Raw genomic sequence first — 26,761 nt, forward strand, 5'->3', positions numbered from 1 at the left:
TTTATATTCTATTTATGGGAGCTTATGAATGACGATTCAAGTGAGTAATACTAAAGATGATGAAAAACTTGATTTAGCGCAACGTTATTTGAAACCAATAACACTGACAATTCGACCTGTAGCCGCGTAATTATTGTGTGTTGCTTTTCGATGGGAATAAAACAAGTCGTTTCGGCAGTAAGTACAAAGGTGGCTTTGCGTTATATGCTGAATTCCAAGGCGAGCTAGCTGCAGATTTGCTATGTTTGGCAGGTCTAGTAGATACCTATCCGCTTCTTTTTTTTGCTTTACGCTGTTTTCGTACTGAGAGAACTTGTCAGCTAATGTCTCATCAACCTCGTAACACTGCATACAAATGGAAGGACCAATCCAGGCTATGAGTTGTGACGGTTCACTAGAAAAATACGTCACTGCATTAGCAATAATTTTGGCCCTCAGTCCTTTCCATCCAGCATGAATAGCCGCAACTTCCTTTCCTTTATTATCACTTATTAATACGGGTACGCAGTCTGCCGTCATCACTGCACAAAAATGCGTTGAACTTGAGGAGAATGAAGCATCAGCTTCAACAGATGATGAAGGTAACGTGACAACGGTACTGCCATGTACTTGCTCTAACCAGGTTATCCTATCGCTGTAGCGCAAGCGCTCGCGATTTTGACGAACTATTACCATGTCATCACCCACATGAGCTCCGACATTCAGCCCCCTGTAGTCGGCTCTAGGCGTGTCTGCTGTAGGGATCTCTTTTCTAACAGCGTCATCCTCAAAGGCTTCCCTACTCACACCGCCACATCGTGTAGATGTGTAAGCCACTACGTTACCGGGAAAGCACTCTGGGATAATAAAACGCTCTGCAGATGACATGAGATTAAATCATATCTTCCGGATTTTCTTTTGTATCTTGTCTTACCGCTTCCAACAACGCCTGCATGTCATTAGGCAGAGGCGCTTTCCATGTCATCCATTCTTCACTCTCTGGATGGAAAAACGAAAGCTGCGCAGCGTGAAGAGCCTGTCGCTGAAAGCCTCTCAGTGCAGTAATAAAGATATCAGATGCGCCTTTTGGCAAGCGAGGTCGCCCCCCATAAGTTTGGTCTCCTACCAAAGGATGTTTCAGATGCGCCATGTGTACACGAATTTGATGAGTTCTGCCTGTCTCTAGCTTCAAACGTATGTGCGTGTAGGCTCGAAACTTTTCAATAACTCTGAAGTGAGTAATTGCTGGTTTTCCGTCTTCCCTTACTGCCATGTGCGTTCGCTTGGTTGCATGACGGCCAATGGGCTCATCTACTACGCCACCAGCAACCATAGTCCCCATTGCGATAGCCTCATATTCTCTACTCATTTCTCGGCGCTGAAGCTGGTCAACTAAATGGGTTTGCGCTGGTACGGTCTTCGCAACCACCATCAGTCCCGTTGTGTCCTTATCAAGACGATGAACGATACCTGCACGAGGAACGCGGTCAATGTCTGGCACGTGGTTAAGCAGCGCGTTAAGCACAGTGCCGCTTGGATTTCCGGCGCCGGGATGAACAACTAAGTCTGCAGGTTTATTGATCACCATAATATGCTCATCTTCAAAAACGATATTCAGAGCGATATCTTGAGCGACACTCGTTACTTGCACGTCCATTTCTGCGCGAACGGTAATAACTTCGTCTATTTGCATTTTATGGCGTGGAACCGTAATAATCTCACCATTTATTGCAACGTTTCCATCCTGAATCCACGTTTTTAGCTTCGAACGTGAATATTCAGGGAACAAATCGGCCAAAGCCTGATCTAAACGTAAACCAAAATGGGCAGCTTCCGTTGAAGCCTCTAATTGAATCGTGTTTGGCACTTGCGTCATAACACCTAACATTGCGTGTAAAAAAGGTATTATAACAAGTATTCGCCCTGTACACTGCGTTGTTTGCGAATTTGTATGGTTTTTCTCGTCGTTAGTACGTTAGAATGAGGGCAACGTGTTGTTGTTTAGCACATGAGCGTAGACAGCGAAGTAGTAAAACTGTTTAGCAGGAATATAGAATTATTATGAAATCATTTCGTCTTTTAGCGCCAGTTTTTCTAGGCGCTATGGTGACCTTAACGGGTTGCAGCTCTTCAGAATCTGAAGAAGAAAAAATTGTACTCGCAAACATGGGTGCACAACAGCTTTACGATAGAGCTTCCGAAAGCATGGAAGTGGGCAATTTCAGCGCCGCCGCTCAAACGCTTAGCGCATTAGACTCTCGCTATCCTTTTGGCCCATTGTCACACCAAGTTCAACTCGATCTCATCTACAGTTATTATAAGTCGGGTAAAATTGACGAAACATTGGCTACGGTTGACCGTTTTATTCGCCTTAATCCTAATCATTCAGATGTAGATTACGCGTATTACATGCGTGGGTTAACCAATATGGAGTCAGACAGCAATCTTTTTCAAGAACTGCTCACAATTGATCGCTCGGACAGAGACCCATCAAAATCTCGTCAAGCATTTGAAGATTTCAGACGGCTAATTGAACAATACCCAAACAGCAAATATGCCCCTGATGCTAAAAAGCGTATGCTGCATATTAAAGACAGACTAGCCAGATACGAAATTGCTATTGCTCGTTTTTACATGCGACGCCAGGCTTACGTCGCAGCAGCGAATCGCGGTCGGTATGTGATTGAACACTTCCCTGATACTACGCAAGTGAAGGACGCCCTTGAGATAATGGTGTCGAGTTACGAACAGCTCGGGTTGGATGACTTGCGCTTAAACGCAATGAAAACGTTAAAGCTGAACTTTCCAGAAAGTGACTTTATTAGCTGATAAGGTTGCTGCTAACTCCACCAGTTGAAATCAAAAAAACGCACCTTCGGTGCGTTTTTTATTAATTTACAACATTTTATTGGGTCTATCTGAAGAACAGATGGCTAAAAGGGTTGAGCAATCTAGCCAAACCTGACGTAAAGTGAAGTGGCTGATCCACGATACTAAACACTAAACACCCTTCCTTAGTATCCGACTTGGGCGTATGAGTTTTGTTGCCATCCATAAAAATGAAATCGCCAGTATCATAATTAGCTAAGCCATCACTAAATTCACCGTCGATAACCAATGTGTATTCAGTACCTCTGTGGGTATGCTCAGGAACGCTTCCACCACTGCCCATAAAGATAAAGTTCGCCACGCCTTGATTACCTAAGTCTACTGGCGCTTGCCATAACTTGCCGACTAAACTAGACCAATTGCCCGTTTTGTCAATGTAGCGATGCAACGTGCGCGGTAGCTTAAAGATGCGACCATCCAATTCTATCGTTACCGACTTCTCCTTGAACCTACTCGCCTCTTTCGATGTCCTAGCATCAGACTCTATCGACGACGGCGCTTGAGTAATTTGAGACAACATATCGCCAAACTGAGCAGACTCGTCAAAACTTTCTTCTATGTCTAACACCATGTCAGCCGCGAGGCTTTCAGTTTCGCTCTCGATACGCATCTGACACTGCTCACACATATCACAGTGTGCAGACACCAATAGTGATACCGCTGGCGTAAGACTGCCCTCAACGAATTCTGTAATCTGTTGAGGGCTTGGGTGAAACTTAATCATTGTCGTTCAGCATACCTTTTAAACGTTGAAGTGCTAGTCGAGTTCTCGACTTCACTGTACCTAATGGAATAGATAGTTCGTTGGCTACTTCTTGCTGAGATTTGCCATCAATATAGATGGCTTCAATTACGGCTTTCTGCTTGACCGGAAGCGACTCGAATAAATAGCCGATTTGCTCAAGCGTAACTTGCTCGTCAAGGGGAGCTTCATTTAAATCAGCAGTTTGCTCACACAATACCGGCCACAAGTCATCAGAGCATACGTCTTCTTTTCTGTTTTGTAGCTTGCGCAGCATATCGAACCGTATGTTTCGTGCAATTGTAAATATCCATGTAGATGGCGACCCCTTTTCGGCGTTGAAAAGATGGGCTTTTTGCCACACATTCGACATTGTGTCTTGAACTAGCTCCATCGCTAAGGCCTCGTTGCCCATTTGTTTTAATGCGTAGGAGCGAAGGCGAGGTGCAAAATAGTTAAAAACTCGAGAAAATGAGCGTTTACAGCGAGCGTCAGCAACCGCTACAAGGTATTCAGACATTTCGGTAGCACACTCTTTTGGCTTGATTGTGCTATTGCTTTGTTCCAATGGAATTCCAACTAACATAATATTCGTCCGCTTTTCCGTTTTGGTTGCATTATTCTACGGCTTTTCGACTTAAAACGTTGGGAGAAATCGCGTTTTTAGCGTTACGATTTTGTAATGAAGGTGTCATGTTGTTCAAACGACGCATCAACCAATTAAGGTAGAAAGGTACTTTAGCAAACTAGTACATTCTCGCTGTTCAAGAAAATGCTGCTTTTGTGAACCGTCTACCGGTAGTAGTTCTAGCCATCTATTTAATACCCAGTTCGGACTATCAAACTTCGGCTCTTCGTACAACGATGCTAACTCTTCATAATTCCCGAATATTTCTTTAAGTCGCTCGTCCATAGGCGCTATTTGTTGAGTTGATAGGTCACAATTCCATGAATCGATGGGATTACACACTCCCGTTCTCAATTCATCATGCTCGACAGCAATGTCTTCAACCTCAACTAGATGAGAACCAGCAACCTTTATGCCAAGCAAACCATCATCAAGCATATCAAAGTCGACCACCGTGGCGTACGTACCTATTTTATGTATGTGTTCATTCGCCGACTTATCGCCGTTGGCATTTAACATACACATAACAAACCCTTTATTTTCGGCGCATGCCTCTTTAACCATGCGCACATATCTGGGCTCAAAAATTCGTAACGCCATTCTACCCTCTGGTAACAGATGGGCAGACAATGGGAATAAGGGAAAACGATTATTACTCATACACCACACTTCCAAGAATACATAGAGAGTTACGGTAGTGGGTATGAATTGGATCCATATGAGAAATATTTTCACACTGCCTTTTTTACTCTTGATCTAATCTCTAGCAGAAGTGGTAATGTTGATAAGTTCATCGACTTTTTTATTAGAAAGAGTTAATTAAATTCAAGAGCTTGTGTCATCTTTTGTAACGAGTCATTCTTTATAGTAAGAAAACACACGAACACAGTAGCGCTGAACCTTGCGCACTAATAGCACACTAATATTGGTACACACGCTGTATAAGATAAGCCATATATTGATTTATTTAATCAGAACCTATTACCCGAGAAGTAGACATGCCAAGGCGTGCAGAGGATTTAGTATGGAAGTCATTCAACGATTTTGTAAAATTTACACAGACATTTGTAAAATATCTACCGAGGATCTAAATGAGATTTATTCACAGAATATCGTATTCATAGATCCTATCACCACCCACCGAGGTCTTGATGCGGTGAAGTCATATTTCAGCAATATTCTTGAGCAAGCCGACACCTGTAAATTCAATATCGCTGACATACTAGAATGTGCGCCCTCAAAGTGTAACGTTACACATATTGCAAATTGGACAATGACCTTAACTTTAAAAGGAAGCGATAAGGTTATTACTTTAGATGGTACCACTCAACTAGGCGTGAAAGACGACATCATTGTTTATCACAAGGATTATTACGATTTGGGCGAAATGGTCTATGAACACGTACCTTTATTAGGTTTCGTGATTAAGAAGATAAAAGGAAGACTCGCCAAATGACAACATTGCTAATTACCGGAGCAACATCGGGGATCGGAAAAGCACTTGCTGAGCATGCAGCCCAAAAGGGTTACGACGTAATTGCGTGCGGCAGAAATGAAGAAGCGCTAAGTGAGTTAGCGCGCCATGAGAACATCACGTCATGTCAATTTGACGTGTCATCACTTGATGATACTAAAAATGCGCTAAGAGACATTCAGTTTGATATCGCAGTGTTAAATGCGGGTACCTGTGAGTATGTTGATATTGATCAATTTGAATCCGATATGTTTCGCAGAGTATTCGAACCTAACTTTTTCGGTGTCGTTAACTGCGTGGATGCATTCATCCATAATCTGAAAGCGGGTAAGACCTTAGTGATTGTAGATAGCATGGCTAGATTGCTTCCCTTTACTCGTTCACAGGCCTATGGCGCAAGTAAAGCAGCCCTGCACTACTTCACGAAAAGTCTCGAAGTAGACTTGCACGATAGAGGCGTTAAAGTACAAGCAGTATCGCCTGGTTTTGTAGAAACGCCGTTAACAGAAAAGAATGATTTTGATATGCCAATGAAAATAACGGCTCAAGAAGCGGCCGAAAGTATGTTGAAAGGGATTGAAAGCGATAAACGTACGATTTTTTTCCCGAAAATGTTTGGCTATATATTAAGGTTCATGAATGTATTACCATCTGGTCTGCAAAAGCGATTGTCTCTGTCCATGCGCAACGACAAATAAGTAGTTTAAGAGAAATACAATAATGACAAGAAAAGTAGCAATCGTGGGTACAGGTATCGCGGGTTTAACATGTGCTCACCTTTTAAATAAGAAAAACGACATCACCGTTTATGAAGCCAATGATTACATTGGCGGCCACACAGCAACAAAGACAATTGTGGATGAAGGTGAAACCCACAACATCGATACCGGCTTTATTGTTTTCAATGATTGGACGTACCCTAACTTTATTAAATTAATGACCACCCTCGGCGTAAAGTGTCAGCCGACTGAAATGAGCTTTTCTGTTACCAGCAAAAAAGCTAACCTTGAATATAATGGCAACACGATTAATAGTCTTTTCGCGCAGCGGAGAAATATTCTTCGCCCTAAATTCTGGCGCATTGTTCGCGATATTCTCAAATTCAATAAAGCCTGCAAGTCAATGGTGGCTGAAAAGAGAGATACATCAGCCCTTACGCTACAAGACATTATTGACGAATTAGGATTAAGCGATGATTTCGCTCGTTATTATATTTTGCCAATGTGCGCCGCTATTTGGTCGAGTAGCCTTGAGCAAACGCGCCGCTTTCCCCTGACCTTTTTTCTGCAGTTTTTTAATAACCACGGCCTCCTCAACATTACCGACAGACCACAGTGGTACACCATCATTGGTGGCTCTAGTCAGTATATTGCGCCGTTAATCGCTCCTTTTGAGTCGAAGATAAAGCTGTCTTGTGGTGTCGAAAAAGTGACTAAAGAAGGCGAGCTATGGTCTGTTACCGATGCAAAAGGTGGCGTGGCACATTTTGATGACGTGGTTTTTGCCTGTCACAGCGACCAAGCATTAGCCATGCTGGATAATGCTACGGCCTCACACAAAGATATTTTGGGCAACATACCGTACGGCGAGAATGACGTGGTTATGCACAAAGATATTGGGCAATTGCCAAAGCGCAAATTAGCATGGGCTAGCTGGAATTATCGACTTAAAGAAGACGCAACAGAAGAAATGCGCCCCGCGTCTGTCACTTACGACATGAATATTCTTCAGCGCCTAACTGCCAAAAACACCTATTCCGTCACGTTGAATAACACGAGCGAAATAGATAGAAGCAAAATTCTTGGGCAATATCGATACTCTCATCCTCAATACAGCGCTGACATGGTCAATGCACAACAGCGCCGTTCTGAAATTTGTGGCGTTGATAATTTACATTTTTGTGGTGCGTATTGGTACAACGGCTTTCATGAAGACGGTGTAGTGAGCGCCTTAGACGTGTGTAAGCGATTCGGTGAGACACTGTGACGGCAATGCAAATAGAAAGTGCAATATACAAAGGCAGTGTTTATCACGAACGCTTTAAGCCAACGAAGCACAAATTTGTTTACGACATTTATTTGTTTTGGTTGAAGTTAGACGAGTCAGAACTCAACACGTTATCCGAGAATTTAACACATTTTTCAATTCGCAAGTGGGCGAGAGCGCGGTTTAAACGCAGTGATTACCTAAGCGATGATGGGAAACCTTTAAAAGACGCAGTGCTTGAGAAAATGACATCGTTAAACGGCGACACCGCGCTAGTCGGTGACGTATTTATGTTGGGACAATTGCGCATGTGGGGGCTGTACTTTAGCCCTGTGAATTTTTACTATCTCAGGCAGGGCGACGGCTCGTTTAGCCACATGCTTGCGGAAGTCAGCAATACGCCATGGAATGAAAGGCACTATTACTTGGTCGATTTATCGACACAAGAAGATACGCCTAAAGCCTTCCATGTTTCGCCATTTAACCCAATGGACATGACCTATCAATGGCGCATAACGCAACCATCAGATAAGCTATTATTGGTAATGGATTGCGTTAGAGCAGACAAAGAATTCTGTGCGGGAATAAATTTAAACAAATTTACTTTAGATAATGCGAATCTAACTAAAGTAATGAGACGTATACCTAGTATGACAATGAAAACTGTATTGGGAATATATTGGCAAGCACTTATGCTATTTATAAAAAAGACGCCTTTATATACACACCCAAAAAAGAGTCAGGAAAAATAAAAAATGTCTTTTGGTGAATCTGTATTACTCTCTACATCAGAGGTTTCGTTTATAGACAAAACCTGTAGAACGCTGTTTCTTAAATGTTTGAAACACCTCCCCCTTGGTAACCTTACTATTCAAGAAAACGGCGACACTATTGCAACGTTTGGCAACGAGCAGGATGAATTATCGGCCGTTGTAAATATTAAAGATGTAAAAGCTTATCGAAGCCTTTTGCTTGGTGGCAGTGTTGGTGCCGGCGAGGCCTACATGGATGGTCATTGGGACAGTAACGATGTGACCGCTGTGGTGCAGGTGTTCGCACGTAACCTGCCGACACTCGATGAGTGGGAGAATAAATTTAAGTGGCTCACCATGCCCGTGATGAAGTTACAGCACTTTGCACGCCGCAACACCACTAGCCAAGCCAAAAAGAATATTGAGGCCCACTACGACCTGGGCAACAAACTCTATACTCGCTTTCTCGATGTTACAATGATGTACTCATCAGCAGTTTATCCAGACCCAAACGCCTCGTTAAACGAAGCGCAAAACCATAAGCTTAAAACCATATGCGACAAACTTAAGCTTAATGAAAATGATCATCTTTTAGAGATTGGCACAGGCTGGGGTGGACTAGCAGTATACGCAGCGAAGCATTATGGCTGTAAAGTCACCACGACCACAATATCTGAAGAGCAATATGCCTGGGCGGAAGACTGGATTGCGCGAGAACAATTGCAAGATAAAGTGACGCTTCTCAAAAAAGACTACCGTTTATTAGAAGGTAAGTACGACAAACTCGTCTCGATTGAAATGATAGAAGCAGTGGGTCGTTCGTTTTTGGGTAATTTCTTCGAAAAGTGCTCGTCGCTGCTTAAAGAAAACGGTCTCATGCTTTTACAGTCTATTACCATTGACGATAGACGCTATGAAAGTTATTCGAACAGCGTAGACTTTATTCAGAAATACATTTTCCCAGGTGGGTTCTTACCATCTCAGTATCAACTTAATGCCCATCTCAAAAAGCACTCAGACATGATGATAAGGGATTTACACGATATCGGTATCGACTACGCAAAAACATTGAATCACTGGTATGAAGCATTTATAGCGGCAAAAGACGACCTACTTCAAGACGGATACGATGAACGTTTTGTTCGCATGTGGACCTATTATCTCAAGTATTGCGAAGGCGGCTTTTTGGAGAGAACCATTAGTACGGTACAGCTTGTTATTTCAAAGCCTCAATACAGAGACTTACTGACCCGCTGAAATGAGTTAACATTAGGAGCAATCCTAATTTGCTAGCTTTATAAATAAACAATAAACGACGCAAATGCGTCGTTTTTTTACTGAATTTTTTATCTGCGTGTTTAGAAAATGAGTGTCATTTGGCGATAACCACTTTAATCCTTAAGAATAGGGGCTGATAACCATCTGAAAGCAACTCATTTATGACATATGCTCTTGATAATGTAGTGATAGTTAAAGCGCTAGTCGTTATAGATATCTTAGTCATCAATGACGGAAATAGGTTTTGAAATCATAGGCTCGCCTTGGTTGATATTTATTTCAACCCGTCTATTTCTAGCCCTATCAGATGATGACGTCGCGTTTTCCACGATAGGATTGGTATCAGCCAACCCCACTACAGACATCCGGCTCTCATTAAAACCTGGTGCAGTTCGCATGGCTTCGGCAACGGCAACTGCGCGCTGAGCAGAGAGGTCCCAGTTGGAACGATAAAGCTCGTTAGCAATGTGCTGGCCGTCACTGTGTCCCGATATTGCTATCTCACCTGGTACATCAGCAAGTAGTGCTCCAATCTTTCGAATAACAGGCTGAAACTGTGGCTGTAAAAACGCAGAGCCCGCTGAAAACGAACCATTTTCACGAATGCGAATGGTGAGCTGCTGACCTAACGACTCCATCTCAATAGAGCCATCGAGAATTTGTTTTTGAAGCTGCTGGGCCACTTTTTTCATTAACTCAGCAGTTTGGGACTCCTCTGTGCTTTGCGACGCTGACGAGGAAGAATCTGTCGCAGTTTGTTGCGCTTGACCACCTCGCTGCTCTCCGCGCTGCTTCTGCCTTCCTCCGGCAGAGTCTTCATCGCCCGCTTGAAACTCCAACATCTGCTGCGTCATTTCAATAGTTTGCTGTTGAATGGTTTCGATAGGCGTAGGATCTGGTTTTCCCGGTCTAAACTCCATCGCAATAACGCTGGTACCTTTAGGAATATCTTTAACTTCTATCTTATTTTGAACACCAAACGCAAAACTCATTGAACCAGCAATTTGCTTAAACTTAAGTACGTCCATCTCTGAAAATGATAGGAGAAGTACAAAAAAGCACATCAGCAAGGACATTAAATCGGCAAATGTCCCCATCCACGCTGGGAGGCCCTCGGGTGGGCATTTAGGACATTCTTCTTCAGCCATTACTCTTCCTCACCTGAACTACGTTTACTAGCCGCTAGATAATTTTTCAAGATCCCATCGATAACTCGAGGATTTTGACCGTCGGCTATACCTACAATGCCATCAAGGATAAGGCTTTGATTGAGCTTCTCCTCTGCTGCTCGATTGGATAACTTAACCGCTATAGGCAAACAGATGATGTTGGCAAAAAAAGCGCCGTAGAGAGTTGTTAACAATGCCACCGCCATGGCGGGTCCGATGGATTTAGGATCGTCCATGTTTGAGAGCATAGCAACCAGGCCGATAAGTGTACCAATCATTCCCATGGCAGGTGCAACATCTCCCATCCCTTTAAAAATCGTTGCACCAAACTCATGTCGGTCCGATGTCATTTTAATGTCTTTTGATAGCGTCTCTCGCACGACCTCAATATCGTGGCCGTCAACTAGCATATCAACGCCTTTTTGCATAAACTGGTTACTTATTTCCGCTTCTTCTAACGCTAAGAACCCCCCTTTACGGGCCGCGTCAGCCATTTCAACAATCTTCTCGATAAGCGCTTCTGGCGTATCGATTTTGAACATAAAGGCTTTACCTGCCACCTTTCCTGCACCAAAAAACTGTCCCAACGTGAACTGAGATAAAACAACGAACAAACTTCCACCGAATACAATAAGAATTGAAGGTACGTTGATGAACATACTCATGGTACCTCCCATCAACATCGCCATTACGATAAAGCCGATGGCTCCCAACATGCCTATTACGGTTGCTAAATCCACTCACTCTTCCTCTTCAATGTGCAGCTAGTACCAATGGTGTGCCTCAATTCTATCGGCAAAGTATAGAAAATCTATAACAACATTGTTGAAAAATATCACGAATATCTGCCGCCTTTTATGCAAAAGTAAATATTTTATTACTTTGATGATAGCGATAAATATCTAAGTTGCTAATAGTAAGTAGAGCATCGCTCCATTTTGCTTAACATGAGCTCAGTTTCCGTTCACACTAGCACTAATTTAGATCCGTATTGGCCTTTTCTGTATTTTTACAGCGAAAATAAATCTGCCCTAGACTAACGCTAAACGACTTTGCTCACTGGTATTTGCCAGATTGCTCTACTAGTCGATCGATAATGGGACAAACCATTTGACCCATCTGCTACCGTCCGCTAATGTTCGCGCTATAGTACTTCTGCCCATTATTGAGCACTTTTATGACAAAAAATACAGATACTGCAACGTTTGAAAAAACCCTTGCTGAGTTGGAATCAATCGTCGATGAAATGGAAAACGGCGATTTACCGCTAAACAAAGCGTTAGAAAAATTTGAGCGCGGTATAGCACTTTCTAGACAAGGTCAAAAATCTCTTGAAAATGCTGAGCAAAAAGTACAAATCCTGCTCAATGAACAAGGCGAAGAAACACTTCAATCGCTCCCTGAAAGTGAACAGTCATAATCTGCTCACTTTTTAACTACAGGTAATTTAATGAATTTCTCTGCTCTGCATCAGCAAGTTAAGCAGCAAACTGATGCTTCTTTATTGAAACTAATCGAAGAACTACCCGATTATGCACCACAATTGAAAGCAGCCATGCGCCATGCCCTCCTTGCGGGCGGCAAGCGCATGCGCCCTCTGCTAGTGCATGTTGTAGGCAACACTCTTGACGTACCAAAGAAAGATCAAATGGCCATCAGCATGGCCATAGAGTGCGTACACGCCTATTCACTTGTGCACGACGATTTACCCGCTATGGACGATGACGACTTGCGACGCGGCATACCTACCTGCCATATTGCGTTTGATGAAGCAACTGCCATTCTCGCCGGCGATGCACTTCAGACACTGGCGTTTAGCATACTCGCCGATGCTGAGCTTAGCGATTTTGGGAATGCTAAACGGGCAAAGCTGCTTAGCATACTTGCAAAATGTGCAGGCTATCACGGTATGTGTGGTGGCCAAGCTATTGATTTAGCGAGCACTGGGCAAACCATAGACATCGATGCATTAAAAACGCTTCACATGTTGAAAACCGGTGCGCTACTTCGCGCTTGCGTCGAAATGATTGCCACCGTTTGCGACACTTTAGACGAAAAGGCTGAGGCAGACCTTTTGCTGTTCGCCAGCAACATAGGCCTCGCATTTCAAGTCCAAGACGACATTTTGGACGTAGAAGGTAGTAATGAGATTTTAGGAAAACCGGCAGGATCAGATGTAGCTCAGGGAAAAAACACTTTTCCTGCTAAGCTTGGATTAGCGGGTGCAAAAGAGGAATTGGCAATGCTGCATGAAAAGGCACTACAACCATTAACTCGATTACCTTACAATACAGACAGTTTAATTGCGTTTAGCGAGCTTTTGGTAAAACGTGACCACTAGCCACGCGCCATGTTGAAAAAGATAATAAATAAATGAGTTTAGACCTCCAACATTACCCTACGCTTGCCCTTGCGCAGACGCCGGAAAAATTAAGGCAGCTGCCACAAGAAAAGCTACGCGGGCTTGCCGATGAACTTCGCCAGTTCCTTCTGACTTGCGTAAGCCAAAGCAGTGGACATTTTGCTTCTGGATTGGGCACGGTAGAGTTAACCGTGGCCCTTCATTATGTTTATAATACGCCGTTCGACCGTCTTATATGGGATGTAGGTCATCAAGCTTATCCCCACAAGATAGTAACGGGGCGCGCTGACCGCATGTCGACAATTAGGCAAAAGGACGGTCTTCATCCTTTTCCTTGGCCTAACGAAAGTCATTACGATACATTTGCGGTTGGTCACTCATCTACATCAATCAGTGCAGCTTTAGGTATGGCGGTTGCTGCAGAGAAAGAGGCAAAGGGCCGAAAAATCGTATCTGTTATTGGCGACGGTGCTATGACAGCGGGTATGGCATTTGAAGCGCTCAATCATGCAGGTGATATTAAAAAAGACATGGTTGTTATCCTTAATGACAACGAAATGTCTATTTCTGAGAACGTAGGTGCCCTTAATAGCCACCTAGCGCGCTTGTTAACAGGTAATCTTTTTAACTCCATACGCGACGGAGGGAAAAAACTGTTAAGTAATGTTCCGCCCATTAAAGAATTTGCTAGCAGAGCTGAAGAGCATTTGAAGGGAATGGTCGTTCCCGGCACCATCTTCGAAGAGCTTGGCTTTAACTATATTGGCCCTATAGACGGACACGATGTTAATGCAGTAGTCGACACCTTGCGTAACATGCGAAAGTTTGAAGGACCTCAACTTCTTCATGTCGTTACCAAGAAAGGAAAAGGCTATGCGGTTGCCGAAGAGGATCCTATTAAGTTTCACGCGGTGCCTAAGTTTAACCCTGCCGATAACGCGCTGCCAAAATCAAAAGCAACCGCGCCCACCTACTCCGCTATTTTTGGCGAATGGCTATGCGATATGGCGGCGAAAGATCCTAAACTCATGGCGGTGACACCAGCTATGCGTGAAGGCTCAGGCATGGTTGCGTTTTCACAGCAATATCCCGAGCAATACTTTGACGTTGCCATTGCAGAACAGCACGCCGTAACCTTTGGTGCAGGATTAGCCAAAGAAGGTCTCAATGCGGTTGTGGCTATATATTCTACTTTCCTACAGCGGGCGTACGACCAGCTTATTCACGATGTAGCTATACAGAATTTACCAGTGCTTTTTGCTATAGACAGAGCTGGCATTGTCGGTGCTGACGGTCCTACTCATCAGGGCGCATTTGATATCGCCTTCTTACGCTGTATACCGAACTTAATTGTAATGGCGCCATCAGACGAAAACGAATGCCGCCAAATGTTGTACACCGGTTACATGGCGAATCAACCGGCAGCAGTTCGCTATCCTCGCGGCTCAGGTATGGGCGTAACCCCCGAACAAGTAATGACGGCATTAGAGATAGGAAAATCTCGTACTTGTCGAAAAAGTACCGCAATGCCAAGTCAGCGTGTGGCCATTCTTAACTTTGGCTGCTTACTCCCCCATGCTCTTGAAGCGGCTGAGGCCATCGACGCTACCGTTATTGATATGCGCTTTATAAAGCCTCTTGATGGTAATGCTATTTTGAAGGCTGCTGAAGAGCACGATGCACTGTTAACGCTTGAAGACGGGTGTATTATGGGCGGCGCTGGCAGCGCGGTGATTGAGCATCTTCAGCAGCACGGCATAATGAAGCGAGTGAAAATGCTTGGCCTTCCCGACAGCTTTATTTTGCAAGGCACTCAGCAAGAAATGTATGAAGAGCATGGAATGGATGCTAAGGGTATTGAAGCCAGCGCAACCCAGTTTTTATCGCTGTAATGGTAAAAGAGACTAAAAAAGTCCGCAAAGCGGGCTTTTCTATGTATGGCGATGATGCGATAACGCTTTAAGGTGACCTTGTGCCATTTCGTGTAGCAACAGTAAGTTGGTTTGCTGTCTGCTGGCCCCTATTTTACTAACACGTTTTTCGGATCAATTCTTATATACCAAGCTTTGTCTATCACGTTTTCAACAGACGGTGTATTACACACTCGTAAAATAATAAATTAAAGTAGCGTGAGTACTGCAGGATAAAGCGATACACAGACATGCAAGCACGCGCATGCCATTGCACCAGCAAGTAGGTCGTCAAGCATTATTCCCGTTCCACCATGTAATCGTTTATCGATAACACCAATAGGCCACGGCTTAAGGATATCGAATAGTCTAAATAGCAGAAAACCCAAGATCAATGTTGATACCGTTAACGGCAAAAATAAAAACGTGACAAACATGCCTGCAATTTCATCCCACACGATAGAACCATGGTCGTGTACCTGCATATCATCAGCTGTTTTGCCGCACAAATAAATGCCTACCACTGAGGTAATGAGAGTAACGGCAATAAATGAGGGCATAGGCAAGCCCATACATAATAAAATCAATGGAACAGCAGCAAGAGAACCAAAGGTGCCCGGCATAACCGGTATTAGGCCACTTCCAAACCCAAGCGCCAAGAAATGCACAGGGTTCCTCATACTCACTCTTGCTCGAAACTCAGCCTGCATATTGAATGCCTATGTTAAAAGGTGTGCTCGTAGCCTGTAGATTGTTTTGGCGTGTACTTTTCGTCATTTTTAAACAGCGCTAATTTATCAGTGTGTCCAGTAAGTTGACCAATACATGTTGCTTTCACGTTTGTGCTCGCGATAGAAGTTTCAAGACTTCCGCGCTGCTCTTCCGATACAGTAAAAATAAGCTCGTAGTCATCACCAGCAGAAAGCGCATATTCAATGGCTTCATCCTGTGAGACTGCGCTTGTCAGCGCTCGGGATAAGGGTAGGCGATCAACGTGGAGATTAGCACCACAGCCAGACGCACTTAAAATATGTTTTAAGTCAGAAATGACGCCATCAGAGACATCGATACAAGAAGATGCAATACGTCTCATCGCCGTTCCCACTGCAACACGGGGCGTAGGGAAATAATGCCGGTTAATCAGCACATCCTTAGCTTCGCCCGCTACTTCAAGTTTACCTTGTAAAATGTCTAAACCGGCACCCGCATCGCCTAATGTACCGGTAACGTATATCCAGTCGCCTGGTTTAGCACCGCTGCGGGTAAGTTCTGAGCCTTGAGGGATAAAACCTTGGGCGGTAATCGTCAGGGCCATCGGACCTTTAACCGTATCACCGCCAATGAGCTGAACAGAATAGTATTGAGTAAGCTCATAAAGACCGGTAACGAAGTCACTTAACCATGCTTCTTTCACCTCTGGCAATGAGAGAGATAAACTGATCCATGCTGGCTCTGCTCCCATAGCCGCCAAATCGCTTAGATTTACTGCCACGGTCTTGTATGCCACTGATTTTGCTGGCGCATCTTTTAGAAAATGAACGTCTGCTACAAGCGTATCAGTGGTTACCGCTAGTTGCTGATTTTCAGGCACCACAGTAACGGCGCAATCATCGCCGATACCAATAACTACGTCTCGTCTTTTATGACCACCAACAGAAAAGTAGCGGCCGATAAGGTCGAATTCTTTCACAGTAATTTAGAAACCTTAAGTGACGTCCAGTGTCACTGAAATAGGTTAGTCGCGCTCGTCTTTACGCAGTGTTTTTACTGCTTTGTCGAGCGCACCATTGATGAATTTGTGGCTATCTTCTGCACCGAATGATTTAGCTAGCTCTATAGCTTCATTAATAATGACGCGATATGGCACATCGATTCGTTCAGTAAGTTCCAGCGTAGCAATACGAAGTATTGCCTTTTCAATGGCATCTAACTCTTCTGGCAATCGGCCAAGGTAAGGCTTAATCGTCGCATCCAAATTACTTGCGTTGTGAGCCACTCCCTTTAGAAGCACTTGGAAATATGCCATATCAACTTTCTGCATGTCGTTACTGGTAGCTAACGCCAGTTCAATCTGCTGAATATCGTTGTGACTCATTTGCCATGAATAAATGCCTTGCAAGGCTAATTCACGGGCTTTACGACGAGCTGAAACTTTCACTAAATAAGTACCTTAAAGCTTTTCAACGGCATCGATTACGTTAACCATTTCTAGCGCGCCTAATGCAGCCTCTGCACCTTTGTTGCCAGCTTTGGTTCCTGAACGCTCGATAGCCTGTTCAATTGAATCTGTTGTGATAACGCCAAATGACAAAGGCACGCCGTATTCTAAAGACACTTGCGCTAAACCTTTATTACACTCCCCGGCCACAAAATCGAAGTGCGGAGTACCGCCACGAATAACTGCGCCCAGTGCAATAATGCCGTCAAATGACTTTTTCTCGGCGAGCTTTTTAGCCACGATAGGTAACTCATAAGCCCCCGGAACACGCACTACTGTAATGTCATCTCCATTGACTTCACCATGACGCTCTAGCGTATCAAGTGCGCCCTCTAATAGGCTTTCAACAACAAAGCTGTTAAAGCGTGAAACGACAATAGCGAATTTTTTACCCGTTGCTCGGATGTTACCTTCAATTATTTGCATGTTTTCATTCCTCGAGAAAAAGCGGCGCGAAGTATACCACAACTGCACCTAAACTAAATCGATTGTTTTTTTTGTCCAACAACCCTATTCGCCTCAGCGCAATATCGTTGAAAGTAAGGTAATTAGGGCGTACTACCGAAGCGGCTTTTTGCAATAACCACAAAAAACCGTTGAATCTATTGGCAACTTGTTAGTCGTGAACGTATTCTACTACTTCTAAGCCATACCCCGATAAAGCATGATACTTGATAGGTTTACTCAATAAGCGCATTTTGTGCACGCCCATAGATGCGAGAATTTGACTGCCAACACCAATAGTGCGAGATGATCCTTGCCAATCAGCACCTGCCGGCTGTTCACCTCTGTCCTCAGCAGCGAAACGTCGCACTTGGTTCTCTATTTGCTCATCTTTACCAAGTAACACCAGCACGCCGCCCTCATCTGCAATCTTTTGCATGCCCTGTGATAATGTCATCGAGCGATTGATGCCTCGCGTAGAGCCAAGCAGATCACTAAATGTGTTATGGAGATGAACACGTACTAATGTTGGTGATGTTTCAGATACCTCGCCTTTTTTGAGGGCGAAATGAAGCTGATTGTCGATGCTATCTTTGAATGTATGCAGTTCAAAATCGCCATATTCGGTAGGCATATTGCACTGGGCTACTTTCTCAATGGTCGTCTCATTCAAATTTCGATATTCGATAAGATCTGCAATAGTGCCAATTTTCAAATCGTGTTTTGCTGCGAACGTTTCAAGCTCTGGGCGACGAGCCATTGTGCCATCTTCATTCAGAATTTCGACAATAACGCCCGCTGGCTCAAGTCCTGCCAAACGGGGTAAATCTACACCGGCCTCGGTATGACCTGCACGATTGAGCACACCACCCTCTTTAGCGATAAGTGGGAAGATGTGACCCGGTTGGACAATATCCGTCGCTTTTGCGTCTTTGCCAACAGCAGCTTTGATTGTTGTGGCTCGATCTGCTGCTGAAATACCCGTAGTAACACCTGTTGCAGCCTCAATAGAGACAGTGAAATTAGTAGAAAACTGAGCTTCGTTTTTATCAACCATAAGGGGAAGATTGAGTCTGCGACAGCGGTCTGGCGTCATAGGAAGACAAACAAGCCCCCTTGCATGCGTTACCATAAAGTTTATGGCTTCTGGTGTCACATGCTCTGCCGCCATAATAAGATCGCCTTCATTTTCGCGATCTTCATCATCCATTAAGATAACCATCTTCCCCTGACGGATATCTTCTATTAATTCTTCTGATGTGTTAAATGCCATATTTTATACTTCTTGTAGGGTTATTTTTTTAAAAATCCGTTCTCAGCTAAAAACGCCATATCAATGCCTTTCTCAGCAGGCTCAGCAGCTTTATTGCCAAGCATCAGGCGCTCTAGGTATCTGGCGATTACATCAACTTCCAAATTGACCTCGGTGCCAACCTTATAGGTGCCTAGTACTGTTTCCTTTAACGTGTGAGGGATGATCCACAGCATAAACTCTGCACCATTAACTTCGTTTACCGTTAAACTGACACCGTCTACAGTGATACTGCCTTTATGTGCAATATACTTAGCAATAGCCTCTGGAGCCTTGACCCAAATTTCAACGTAATCGGTGTGCTTAATAATTTGGCTGACTTCACCCACCCCATCTACGTGACCGGAAACAATATGACCGCCGAAGCGATCTGTAGGACGCATTGCCTTTTCTAAGTTTACGGTAGAGCCTGCCCGGTAATGTTTAAACCCTGTTAGTTTTATCGTTTCAGTAGATACATCTGCACAATAATAATCATCGCCTGCGTCAGTTACTGTCAAGCATACACCATTTGTGGCAATACTATCGCCAAGGGCTACATCAGACATATCCAGATGCTTAGATGATACCGTTAAACGTATATCTTTACCCCGGTTATCTAGCTTTTGAATTGTGCCTAGTGCCTGAATAATACCAGTAAACATAGCTGTCCTCGTTGCCGCGCTTAACTGCGCGAACTAGTAGTGTCTGGCCGGAACGTAAGTTTAATATCGTTACCAACCTGACGATTTTCAATAAGAGAGAGCGAAATAGATTGCTCAATGGCCGTAAAACAAGGCAAAGTCACCATGCTTCTACCTTTATTACCAAGCAAAATCGGCGCTTGATAACAAATTAATTCATCCACCAGCCCAGCATTTAGAAGCGCACCAGCAAGACCTGGTCCGGCTTCCACCCACACTTCATTGTACTGCTTATCACCTAAAGCCTGCATTAGCGCGTGTAAATCAACCTGCCCCTGACTTTCCTTGAGCGAAAGGTAATGCAATGCATCGGTATCAACGTGAGTTTCGCATGTAGCAATAAGCGTTGTGTGACCATCTTTCACGCATTGATATTCGCCATTGATCCTACCTTTACTGTCAACAACAACACGAGCAGGCTGCCTGATTTCGTCCAGCGGATAGTCACTCAATTGCGCCTCAGGTGGCCTAACCAGTAAACTAGGATCATCAGCTAAGACAGTGCCTGAACCAGTGAGCACGCAGCAACTTTGTGCGCGATAACGCTGAACATCTCGTCTGGCCTGAGGCCCAGTAATCCATTGACTCACGCCGTTTTCTAACGCAATTTTTCCGTCTAAACTAATGCCTAATTTCAGCCTTACAAATGGTGTTCCGGTAAGCATTCGCTTCACAAAACCTGGGTTTAATGCAGCCGCCTCTGCAGCCATTACGTCTCTCACCACTTCTATGCCAGCTTCTTGTAGCTTGCGGATACCATTGCCACTTACATTCGGGTTGGGATCTGTCATCGCAATCACTACCCTTGCAACGTTTGCATTGATAAGCGCTTCGGCGCAAGGAGGAGTACGACCGTAGTGACTGCAAGGTTCAAGTGTGACGTAGGCGGTGGCAGCTTCAAGAGATGTTTCGTGTGACTGTCGCGCTTGGTGTAGCGCATGAACTTCGGCATGGGGAGTGCCAGCTTTTACGTGATACCCTTGGCCAATACATTGATTATGTTCATCAACAATAACGCAACCGACTCTCGGGTTAGGCGACGTGGTGTAACGGCCTTTTTTTGCAAGTTGAATGGCTTTTGCCATCCAATAATAATCAGATTTAACGGTGTTTTGCTGCACGTGGTGTCCTGTAGTCAGTCTCCAAGCCTCGCAATTTCCTCACCAAATTCTCTTATATCTTCAAAGGACCGATAAACGGAGGCAAAGCGCACGTAAGCGACTTTGTCTAATTCCTTCAGTGCTTTCATGATGAGAGTGCCAAGGAATTCGCTTTCAACCTCTCTTTCGCCTGTCGCACGAAGTTCGGATTTGAGGGATAATATGCACTGTTCAACTTTCTCTGTGCTTACCGGGCGCTTTTCTAGCGCTCGCTGCAGCCCAGCTCGAAGCTTGTCTTCGTTGAACGGTTCTCGGGAGCCGTCTCGCTTGATCACACGAGGCATGACTAATTCAGCCCCCTCAAACGTAGTGAAACGTTCATGGCACTGAGCACATTCTCTGCGTCTTCGTACCTGATACCCTTCTGCAACTAAGCGAGAATCAATAACTTTCGTTTCTTGCGCTGAACAAAAAGGGCAAAACATGGAATATCCTTTATAATTGCGTACTTAGGCTGATGTAAATTGCAGACCTGCTAAAGTGCATTAGTACCAAAGTACGCAATAAAAGACAAACCTATTTACTTACGAGTAAACAGGGAACTTTGAGCATAGTTCGACTACTTCACCTTGCACGCGCTTGATTACAGACTCATCGCCCATGTTATCAAGTACGTCACAAATCCAAGTAGCAACCTGCTGAGCCTGTTCTTCTTTAAAACCTCTGCGGGTAATCGCAGGGCTCCCGATGCGAAGGCCACTCGTGACAAATGGTGAACGAGGGTCGTTAGGCACTGAGTTCTTGTTAACAGTAATGTTCGCTGAGCCTAATGCTGCGTCAGCGTCTTTACCAGTAATGTCCTTGTCGATTAAATCAAGCAGGAACAAGTGGTTATCTGTTCCACCAGAGACGATGTTGTACCCGCGCTCTTGCATCACTTTAACCATTGCTTTTGCATTTGCTACTACTTGCTGTTGATATACCTTAAACTCAGGCTCAAGCGCCTCTTTAAAGGCAACTGCTTTTGCTGCAATCACGTGGCAAAGTGGACCACCTTGGTTACCTGGGAATACTGAGCTATTAAATTTCTTGTATAGCGTTTCATCGCCGCACGATGAAAGAATAAGACCACTGCGAGGACCGGCCAATGTCTTATGTGTAGTTGTCGTTACTACGTGCGCATGTGGCAATGGGTTAGGGTAGACGCCAGCGGCAACTAAACCTGCTACGTGAGCCATGTCTACAAGCAAATAAGCGCCTACGCTGTCTGCAATTTCGCGGAACTTAGCCCAATCAACAATGCCTGAGTAGGCAGAGAAACCACCAATGATCATTTTTGGTTTGTGCTCTTTCGCTAGCGCTTCAACTTGTGCGTAGTCGATTTCACCAGTTTCTTTATTAAGGCCGTACTGCACCGCGTTATATGTTTTACCCGAAAAGTTCACGTGAGAACCGTGAGTAAGGTGACCGCCTTCAGAAAGACTCATCCCCAATACGGTATCGCCTGCATCAAGCAGCGCCATGAAAACAGCGGTGTTTGCCTGTGAGCCAGCGTGAGGCTGAACATTAGCGTATTCAGCACCAAACAACTGTTTCGCTCTATCAATGGCAAGTTGCTCTACTACGTCAACATGCTCACAACCACCGTAGTAGCGCTTACCTGGGTAGCCTTCAGCATACTTGTTAGTCAATTGAGAACCCTGAGCTTCCATCACACGCGGACTGCAGTAATTTTCAGAGGCTATCAGCTCAATGTGATGTTCTTGACGCTGAACTTCATTGGCCATTGCTGTGGCTAATTCTGGATCAAAGTCAGCTATGTTCATTTCGCGAGAAAACATGGGGGCTCCTTAACTGCGATTATTTATGGCACGGTAAACAATATTGCGTAAGACGTACAATCCTCAACCAAATGAGTCTTGCTCAAACAGCGTAATTTTGGGCCATATTCTAGTCATTTTCGATTGCTTGTATACCGCTTTATGGCTAAATTAATTTAAATGACCTAGGTTTAACGTAAATCTTGGGCTACAAGCACGTCAGACCTGTTTTTCTAATGCTTTTACGCGGTCAAATAAACTCGCTATTTTTTGTAGTCTTACTGTATTCTTGCGCCAGTCAATGTTGGTTTGGGCAGGCTGCCCTGATGAATAGATGCCGGGTGAAGTAATATCTTGCACCACCATTGTGAACCCGGTAATTTGCACATTATCACAGATGCTTATATGGCCATTTACTCCACAGCCACCCGCGATAATAACGTGCTTACCGATGTTGCAACTTCCTGCAATACCTGTTGAGCCGCAGATGCAAGAATGATCGCCAATAACGCAGTTATGACCAATTTGCACCTGATTATCAATAATTACATTGTTCCCAATTATTGTGTCGTCTAAGGCACCGCGGTCGATACTGGTGCTTGCTCCAATTTGACTGTCGTCACCTATGCGCACCGAGCCCAACTGAGGGATAGGTAACCACACGCCTTTATCATTGGCATAACCAAAACCCGATGAGCCAATCACAGTTTGGCTGTGAATAGTCACCCGCTTGCCTATTACCACATCATGGTAAATTGTCACATTAGGGTAAAGCGTGCTCCCTTGGCCAATGTGCGTGCCCTTGCGAACTACGCTGTTGGCACCAATTCTCACGCCGTCACCGAGTACCACATTATCTTCGATAATCACGTTCTCACCTAAAGAGACATCGCTACCAAGTCGAGCAGAAGACGCAATAATGGCGCTTTGAGCAATGTTTGATGCTACCGCTGGCGTGGTGTCAAAGAGCTGAGCGATAAGCGCGAAGGCAACATGAGGATTGTCTACGATAAGTGCAGCACACTTCACATGGTCTTTTACCTTATCGTGCACTATTACTGCACCAGCGTGTGTTTCTGCCAACTGGGACTTGTATTTAGGATTGGTCAGAAATGAAATCTGATGGCCTTTAGCGCTAGCTAGCGTAGCAACCGAAGAAATTGACGTTTCGCTATCCCCTTGTACAACACCACCAACATGGCTGGCAAGCTCGGCTACACTGTAAATACCTTTATCGATGGCTGTCATACACTTAATTACCTATTCACTATTTTATATTTAAATACACACGATAGAAGATTCGTGCTCAGCACGCCGTTATTTACAAGCCTTGCCCGTAGATTTTTACACACACTAGTCGCATGAATATCGCCCATGTATCGTTTCAAAGTGTGGAGCGCGTTACCAGAGTCATATTCAGTAAACACTATTACTAAATCGTAAATTTACACAAATTCACTATTAAGTTTACCCTAAATACTGGCGTGCTCCGATGCAATTTTCTTTAGTTTCGCTCTAAACGCACAAAAAACCATCAAGCGCTTACTTCCATAGCGTTGCGGACTAGCGCAGGCTATAGTGTTGCGAGTACACTGTTGCTCAATGTGATCACCAAATCATAATCATCTGATTTTTTTACCGCGTTTAAGCGAGGTTAGAGCATGGCTCAATACGTATATAGTATGCATCGCGTTGGCAAGATTGTGCCACCGAATAGACAAATCCTTAAAAATATCTCTCTCAGTTTTTTCCCAGGCGCAAAAATTGGCGTACTTGGTCTAAACGGCGCAGGTAAATCAACACTTTTGCGTATCATGGCAGGTATCGACACCGATATTGAAGGTGAAGCGCGTCCCCAGCCAGGATTGAAAATAGGTTATCTATCGCAAGAGCCTCGTCTTGATGAAACCAAAGACGTTCGCGGCAATATTGAGGAGGCCGTAGCGGATGTTAAACATGCTCTCACACGCCTTGACGAAGTGTATGCTGCTTATGCAGATGCTGACGCCGACTTTGATGCCTTGGCCAAAGAGCAAGGTGAGCTTGAGGCAATAATTCAGACCAAAGACGGGCACAACCTTGAAAACGTGCTTGAGCGTGCTGCCGATGCGTTAAGACTTCCTGCATGGGATGCAGATGTGACCAAGCTATCAGGTGGTGAACGTCGCCGCGTAGCATTATGTCGCCTACTTCTTGAAAAACCTGAAATGCTGCTGTTAGACGAACCCACTAACCACTTGGATGCAGAATCTGTAGCGTGGCTCGAGCGGTTCTTACACGATTACGAAGGAACCGTTGTGGCCATCACCCATGATAGGTACTTCTTAGATAATGTAGCGGGATGGATTTTAGAACTTGACCGCGGTGAAGGTATTCCATGGGAAGGTAACTATTCATCGTGGCTCGAGCAAAAAGAGAGCCGGCTAAAGCAAGAAGAACGTATTGAAACTGCTCGTCAGAAAAGTATTAAACAAGAGCTTGAATGGGTTCGCTCAAATCCAAAAGGTCGCCATGCTAAGAGCAAAGCCCGTATGGCACGATTTGAAGAGCTCTCAACAGGTGATTATCAAAAGAGAAATGAAACAAACGAGCTCTTCATTCCACCAGGTGAACGTTTAGGCGATAAGGTTATAGATGTATCGAACCTTAAAAAGTCCTATGGCGACCGCGTGCTTATCGATGATTTATCGTTTAGCGTTCCCAAAGGCGCCATCGTTGGCATTGTTGGTCCAAATGGTGCGGGTAAGTCCACCCTATTCAGAATGCTAACGGGCGCAGAGCAGCCTGATTCGGGAACTATCGAGCTTGGCGATACTGTCAACATTGCCGCCGTTGAGCAGTTTCGTGACCACATGAATGAAAATAACACTGTTTGGAAAGAAATCTCGGATGATCAGGACATCATTCGAATCGGTAACTTCGAAATCGCCAGTCGAGCCTATTGCAGCAGATTTAACTTCAAAGGTAACGACCAACAGAAGTTTATCAAAGACTTGTCAGGTGGTGAGCGTAACCGAGTCCATTTGGCCAAGCTACTTAAAGCGGGTGGGAACGTGTTGCTGCTGGATGAGCCAACGAATGACTTAGATGTTGAGACATTACGTGCACTTGAGAATGCCTTGTTGGAGTTCCCTGGTTGCGCGATGGTTATTTCCCACGATAGATGGTTCCTAGACAGGGTCGCAACTCACATCATGGATTATCGCGACGAGGGAAATATTAATTTCTTCGAGGGTAACTATGCTGATTACGAAACATGGCTTAAGCAAGAGTTTGGCAAAGATATTGTGGAGCCTCACCGCTTGAAATACAAACGCATGGCTAAGTAGTTGATAGCATCGTTGTGAACAAAGCGGGGAAAAACGTTTAAGTAGACAACTGTTGAAAGCACAACGCACACTATATGTAACACACTATTTAAAACAAGTAGCGATATGGCCCTCTTCACACAGAGGGCCTTTTTGTGTAACGCCTTGCTTGCTACTCTCTAAAATGAATGGCATCTCGCAAATTATTATTTCTTTACATTGATAACCCGCCGTAATTCGCTAATACTGGATATATTAGGATTTAAAGAGATAAGAGAGCATGACAGATAAGCGCCAATTCCAACGGGTTGCATTAAATGTTCCGGGAACGCTTGCCCACAACAATAATGAAATAGATGTCATTGTTCATGATGTATCCCTACAGGGGATTAAGCTTCTAGCTAGTGAAACTGAACTGGCCAAATTGCCTTTCGATAGCCACGACCCATACGTGGCAAACTTTAGGGCCAATGAAGATAGCCCTCTCATCACCCTTTACATAGAACAGCTTTATCGGCATTCAGATAGCCGCAAGTCAAAGGTGTCTCTGGGATGTAAAGTAGCACAAATGGACATAAATTGCGTTAGCGCCCTACGACGTTTGATCAGTTTAAATAGCCCAGATGACAGCATTGATGAAAAAGATCTCAATGCTTTGGTCAATGCTGTCTATGAGCACGCCAATTAACATGTACTTTCGATAGCGC

Annotated in this window: 28 protein-coding genes; 11 read left to right on the forward strand and 17 right to left on the reverse strand. The window is 44.4% G+C overall.

The window, feature by feature from the left end:
- Positions 1-84: 84 nt before the first annotated feature.
- Together pgeF and rluD are read right to left on the reverse strand one after the other, a co-directional pair.
- The gene (pgeF, locus tag ACOJR9_RS12635) at positions 85-867 is read right to left on the reverse strand and encodes a peptidoglycan editing factor PgeF (protein ID WP_420933307.1); all 783 of its coding nucleotides are present in this window, start codon (positions 865-867) and stop codon (positions 85-87) included.
- A 4-nt stretch (positions 868-871) separates the two neighbouring features.
- Positions 872-1,855 (reverse strand): 23S rRNA pseudouridine(1911/1915/1917) synthase RluD, encoded by a 984-nt coding sequence (rluD, locus tag ACOJR9_RS12640; RefSeq protein WP_420933308.1) that lies wholly within the window; start codon positions 1,853-1,855, stop codon positions 872-874.
- A gap of 185 nt (positions 1,856-2,040) precedes the next feature.
- On the opposite strand from rluD, the gene ACOJR9_RS12645 reads away from it, so the two are divergent.
- Positions 2,041-2,808, forward strand: coding sequence for an outer membrane protein assembly factor BamD (locus ACOJR9_RS12645; RefSeq protein ID WP_032096939.1), 768 nt, complete (start codon positions 2,041-2,043; stop codon positions 2,806-2,808).
- 85 nt (positions 2,809-2,893) lie between these two features.
- On the opposite strand, the gene ACOJR9_RS12650 is transcribed toward ACOJR9_RS12645, so the two are convergent.
- The 3 genes from ACOJR9_RS12650 to ACOJR9_RS12660 all read right to left on the reverse strand — a co-directional run bounded on the left by ACOJR9_RS12650 (position 2,894) and on the right by ACOJR9_RS12660 (position 4,898).
- A complete protein-coding gene (locus ACOJR9_RS12650) occupies positions 2,894-3,592 on the reverse strand; it encodes a ChrR family anti-sigma-E factor (RefSeq protein ID WP_420933309.1) in 699 nt (232 codons plus the stop codon).
- The gene (locus ACOJR9_RS12655; RefSeq protein ID WP_420933310.1) at positions 3,585-4,196 is read right to left on the reverse strand and encodes a sigma-70 family RNA polymerase sigma factor; all 612 of its coding nucleotides are present in this window, start codon (positions 4,194-4,196) and stop codon (positions 3,585-3,587) included. Before ACOJR9_RS12655 ends, ACOJR9_RS12650 begins: the two co-directional genes overlap by 8 nt.
- A gap of 126 nt (positions 4,197-4,322) precedes the next feature.
- Positions 4,323-4,898 carry an LON peptidase substrate-binding domain-containing protein gene (locus ACOJR9_RS12660; RefSeq protein WP_420933311.1) on the reverse strand — a complete coding sequence of 192 codons (576 nt, stop codon included), beginning with the start codon at positions 4,896-4,898 and terminating at the stop codon, positions 4,323-4,325.
- Between the two features lie 364 nt (positions 4,899-5,262).
- Here ACOJR9_RS12660 and ACOJR9_RS12665 point away from each other — a divergent pair, with 364 nt between their 5' ends.
- The 5 genes from ACOJR9_RS12665 to ACOJR9_RS12685 are packed head-to-tail and all read left to right on the forward strand — an operon-like array spanning position 5,263 to position 9,707.
- Entirely contained in the window at positions 5,263-5,694 is a 432-nt protein-coding gene (locus tag ACOJR9_RS12665) for a nuclear transport factor 2 family protein (protein WP_420933312.1), read from the forward strand.
- Positions 5,691-6,410 (forward strand): SDR family NAD(P)-dependent oxidoreductase, encoded by a 720-nt coding sequence (locus tag ACOJR9_RS12670; protein ID WP_420933313.1) that lies wholly within the window; start codon positions 5,691-5,693, stop codon positions 6,408-6,410. The genes ACOJR9_RS12665 and ACOJR9_RS12670 overlap by 4 nt, the downstream gene beginning before the upstream one ends.
- Positions 6,411-6,432: 22 nt before the next feature.
- The gene (locus ACOJR9_RS12675; protein ID WP_420933314.1) at positions 6,433-7,698 is read left to right on the forward strand and encodes an NAD(P)/FAD-dependent oxidoreductase; all 1,266 of its coding nucleotides are present in this window, start codon (positions 6,433-6,435) and stop codon (positions 7,696-7,698) included.
- 5 nt (positions 7,699-7,703) lie between these two features.
- Complete coding sequence (locus tag ACOJR9_RS12680; RefSeq protein ID WP_420936130.1) at positions 7,704-8,450, forward strand: DUF1365 domain-containing protein; 747 nt, start codon at positions 7,704-7,706, stop codon at positions 8,448-8,450.
- Positions 8,451-8,453: 3 nt separating this feature from the next.
- Positions 8,454-9,707 carry a class I SAM-dependent methyltransferase gene (locus tag ACOJR9_RS12685; protein WP_420933315.1) on the forward strand — a complete coding sequence of 418 codons (1,254 nt, stop codon included), beginning with the start codon at positions 8,454-8,456 and terminating at the stop codon, positions 9,705-9,707.
- 239 nt (positions 9,708-9,946) lie between these two features.
- On the opposite strand, the gene ACOJR9_RS12690 is transcribed toward ACOJR9_RS12685, so the two are convergent.
- Positions 9,947-10,876: a flagellar motor protein MotB gene (locus ACOJR9_RS12690; protein ID WP_420933316.1), complete on the reverse strand. Its 930-nt coding sequence runs from the start codon at positions 10,874-10,876 to the stop codon at positions 9,947-9,949.
- A complete protein-coding gene (gene pomA, locus ACOJR9_RS12695; protein WP_420933317.1) occupies positions 10,876-11,637 on the reverse strand; it encodes a flagellar motor protein PomA in 762 nt (253 codons plus the stop codon). The genes ACOJR9_RS12690 and pomA overlap by 1 nt, the downstream gene beginning before the upstream one ends.
- A gap of 437 nt (positions 11,638-12,074) precedes the next feature.
- Between pomA and xseB the strand changes: the two genes are divergently transcribed.
- The 3 genes from xseB to dxs are packed head-to-tail and all read left to right on the forward strand — an operon-like array spanning position 12,075 to position 15,151.
- Positions 12,075-12,317, forward strand: coding sequence for an exodeoxyribonuclease VII small subunit (gene xseB / locus ACOJR9_RS12700; protein ID WP_420933318.1), 243 nt, complete (start codon positions 12,075-12,077; stop codon positions 12,315-12,317).
- A 30-nt stretch (positions 12,318-12,347) separates the two neighbouring features.
- Positions 12,348-13,238 carry a farnesyl diphosphate synthase gene (locus tag ACOJR9_RS12705; protein ID WP_420933319.1) on the forward strand — a complete coding sequence of 297 codons (891 nt, stop codon included), beginning with the start codon at positions 12,348-12,350 and terminating at the stop codon, positions 13,236-13,238.
- Between the two features lie 32 nt (positions 13,239-13,270).
- Positions 13,271-15,151, forward strand: coding sequence for a 1-deoxy-D-xylulose-5-phosphate synthase (gene dxs, locus ACOJR9_RS12710; RefSeq protein ID WP_420933320.1), 1,881 nt, complete (start codon positions 13,271-13,273; stop codon positions 15,149-15,151).
- A 227-nt stretch (positions 15,152-15,378) separates the two neighbouring features.
- Here the strand turns inward: dxs and ACOJR9_RS12715 are convergent, their stop codons facing one another.
- From ACOJR9_RS12715 to lpxD, 10 genes are all read right to left on the reverse strand, one after another.
- On the reverse strand, positions 15,379-15,879 hold the full coding sequence (locus tag ACOJR9_RS12715; protein ID WP_420933321.1) for a phosphatidylglycerophosphatase A: 501 nt from the start codon (positions 15,877-15,879) through the stop codon (positions 15,379-15,381).
- Positions 15,880-15,893: 14 nt separating this feature from the next.
- The gene (thiL, locus tag ACOJR9_RS12720; protein WP_420933322.1) at positions 15,894-16,859 is read right to left on the reverse strand and encodes a thiamine-phosphate kinase; all 966 of its coding nucleotides are present in this window, start codon (positions 16,857-16,859) and stop codon (positions 15,894-15,896) included.
- 45 nt (positions 16,860-16,904) lie between these two features.
- Positions 16,905-17,327: a transcription antitermination factor NusB gene (nusB, locus tag ACOJR9_RS12725; protein ID WP_420933323.1), complete on the reverse strand. Its 423-nt coding sequence runs from the start codon at positions 17,325-17,327 to the stop codon at positions 16,905-16,907.
- Positions 17,328-17,339: 12 nt separating this feature from the next.
- Positions 17,340-17,813 (reverse strand): 6,7-dimethyl-8-ribityllumazine synthase, encoded by a 474-nt coding sequence (gene ribE, locus ACOJR9_RS12730; RefSeq protein ID WP_420933324.1) that lies wholly within the window; start codon positions 17,811-17,813, stop codon positions 17,340-17,342.
- Between the two features lie 190 nt (positions 17,814-18,003).
- Positions 18,004-19,104 carry a bifunctional 3,4-dihydroxy-2-butanone-4-phosphate synthase/GTP cyclohydrolase II gene (gene ribBA / locus ACOJR9_RS12735; RefSeq protein ID WP_420933325.1) on the reverse strand — a complete coding sequence of 367 codons (1,101 nt, stop codon included), beginning with the start codon at positions 19,102-19,104 and terminating at the stop codon, positions 18,004-18,006.
- Positions 19,105-19,124: 20 nt separating this feature from the next.
- The gene (locus tag ACOJR9_RS12740; RefSeq protein WP_420933326.1) at positions 19,125-19,787 is read right to left on the reverse strand and encodes a riboflavin synthase; all 663 of its coding nucleotides are present in this window, start codon (positions 19,785-19,787) and stop codon (positions 19,125-19,127) included.
- Between the two features lie 20 nt (positions 19,788-19,807).
- Positions 19,808-20,947, reverse strand: coding sequence for a bifunctional diaminohydroxyphosphoribosylaminopyrimidine deaminase/5-amino-6-(5-phosphoribosylamino)uracil reductase RibD (gene ribD, locus ACOJR9_RS12745; protein WP_420933327.1), 1,140 nt, complete (start codon positions 20,945-20,947; stop codon positions 19,808-19,810).
- A 14-nt stretch (positions 20,948-20,961) separates the two neighbouring features.
- Positions 20,962-21,411 carry a transcriptional regulator NrdR gene (nrdR, locus tag ACOJR9_RS12750; RefSeq protein WP_032096920.1) on the reverse strand — a complete coding sequence of 150 codons (450 nt, stop codon included), beginning with the start codon at positions 21,409-21,411 and terminating at the stop codon, positions 20,962-20,964.
- Between the two features lie 99 nt (positions 21,412-21,510).
- Positions 21,511-22,767, reverse strand: a complete 1,257-nt coding sequence (gene glyA / locus ACOJR9_RS12755; protein ID WP_420933328.1) for a serine hydroxymethyltransferase — start codon at positions 22,765-22,767, stop codon at positions 21,511-21,513.
- A gap of 198 nt (positions 22,768-22,965) precedes the next feature.
- On the reverse strand, positions 22,966-23,994 hold the full coding sequence (lpxD, locus tag ACOJR9_RS12760) for a UDP-3-O-(3-hydroxymyristoyl)glucosamine N-acyltransferase (RefSeq protein ID WP_420933329.1): 1,029 nt from the start codon (positions 23,992-23,994) through the stop codon (positions 22,966-22,968).
- 413 nt (positions 23,995-24,407) lie between these two features.
- On the opposite strand from lpxD, the gene ettA reads away from it, so the two are divergent.
- A complete protein-coding gene (gene ettA, locus ACOJR9_RS12765; RefSeq protein ID WP_420933330.1) occupies positions 24,408-26,075 on the forward strand; it encodes an energy-dependent translational throttle protein EttA in 1,668 nt (555 codons plus the stop codon).
- A gap of 259 nt (positions 26,076-26,334) precedes the next feature.
- On the forward strand, positions 26,335-26,742 hold the full coding sequence (locus tag ACOJR9_RS12770; RefSeq protein ID WP_420933331.1) for a PilZ domain-containing protein: 408 nt from the start codon (positions 26,335-26,337) through the stop codon (positions 26,740-26,742).
- The last annotated feature ends 19 nt before the right edge of the window (positions 26,743-26,761 follow it).

The sequence above is a fragment of the Alteromonas ulvae genome (assembly GCF_048987005.1).
Lineage (GTDB): Bacteria > Pseudomonadota > Gammaproteobacteria > Enterobacterales > Alteromonadaceae > Alteromonas.

Coding starts and splice junctions, on each gene's coding strand:
- pgeF (WP_420933307.1), bottom strand. CDS start 867: ATGTCATCTGCAGAGCGTTTTATTATCCCAGAGTGCTTTCCCGGTAAC.
- rluD (WP_420933308.1), bottom strand. CDS start 1,855: ATGACGCAAGTGCCAAACACGATTCAATTAGAGGCTTCAACGGAAGCT.
- ACOJR9_RS12645 (WP_032096939.1), top strand. CDS start 2,041: ATGAAATCATTTCGTCTTTTAGCGCCAGTTTTTCTAGGCGCTATGGTG.
- ACOJR9_RS12650 (WP_420933309.1), bottom strand. CDS start 3,592: ATGATTAAGTTTCACCCAAGCCCTCAACAGATTACAGAATTCGTTGAG.
- ACOJR9_RS12655 (WP_420933310.1), bottom strand. CDS start 4,196: ATGTTAGTTGGAATTCCATTGGAACAAAGCAATAGCACAATCAAGCCA.
- ACOJR9_RS12660 (WP_420933311.1), bottom strand. CDS start 4,898: ATGAGTAATAATCGTTTTCCCTTATTCCCATTGTCTGCCCATCTGTTA.
- ACOJR9_RS12665 (WP_420933312.1), top strand. CDS start 5,263: ATGGAAGTCATTCAACGATTTTGTAAAATTTACACAGACATTTGTAAA.
- ACOJR9_RS12670 (WP_420933313.1), top strand. CDS start 5,691: ATGACAACATTGCTAATTACCGGAGCAACATCGGGGATCGGAAAAGCA.
- ACOJR9_RS12675 (WP_420933314.1), top strand. CDS start 6,433: ATGACAAGAAAAGTAGCAATCGTGGGTACAGGTATCGCGGGTTTAACA.
- ACOJR9_RS12680 (WP_420936130.1), top strand. CDS start 7,704: ATGCAAATAGAAAGTGCAATATACAAAGGCAGTGTTTATCACGAACGC.
- ACOJR9_RS12685 (WP_420933315.1), top strand. CDS start 8,454: ATGTCTTTTGGTGAATCTGTATTACTCTCTACATCAGAGGTTTCGTTT.
- ACOJR9_RS12690 (WP_420933316.1), bottom strand. CDS start 10,876: ATGGCTGAAGAAGAATGTCCTAAATGCCCACCCGAGGGCCTCCCAGCG.
- xseB (WP_420933318.1), top strand. CDS start 12,075: ATGACAAAAAATACAGATACTGCAACGTTTGAAAAAACCCTTGCTGAG.
- ACOJR9_RS12705 (WP_420933319.1), top strand. CDS start 12,348: ATGAATTTCTCTGCTCTGCATCAGCAAGTTAAGCAGCAAACTGATGCT.
- dxs (WP_420933320.1), top strand. CDS start 13,271: ATGAGTTTAGACCTCCAACATTACCCTACGCTTGCCCTTGCGCAGACG.
- ACOJR9_RS12715 (WP_420933321.1), bottom strand. CDS start 15,879: ATGCAGGCTGAGTTTCGAGCAAGAGTGAGTATGAGGAACCCTGTGCAT.
- ribE (WP_420933324.1), bottom strand. CDS start 17,813: ATGCAAATAATTGAAGGTAACATCCGAGCAACGGGTAAAAAATTCGCT.
- ribBA (WP_420933325.1), bottom strand. CDS start 19,104: ATGGCATTTAACACATCAGAAGAATTAATAGAAGATATCCGTCAGGGG.
- ACOJR9_RS12740 (WP_420933326.1), bottom strand. CDS start 19,787: ATGTTTACTGGTATTATTCAGGCACTAGGCACAATTCAAAAGCTAGAT.
- nrdR (WP_032096920.1), bottom strand. CDS start 21,411: ATGTTTTGCCCTTTTTGTTCAGCGCAAGAAACGAAAGTTATTGATTCT.
- glyA (WP_420933328.1), bottom strand. CDS start 22,767: ATGTTTTCTCGCGAAATGAACATAGCTGACTTTGATCCAGAATTAGCC.
- lpxD (WP_420933329.1), bottom strand. CDS start 23,994: ATGACAGCCATCGATAAAGGTATTTACAGTGTAGCCGAGCTTGCCAGC.
- ettA (WP_420933330.1), top strand. CDS start 24,408: ATGGCTCAATACGTATATAGTATGCATCGCGTTGGCAAGATTGTGCCA.
- ACOJR9_RS12770 (WP_420933331.1), top strand. CDS start 26,335: ATGACAGATAAGCGCCAATTCCAACGGGTTGCATTAAATGTTCCGGGA.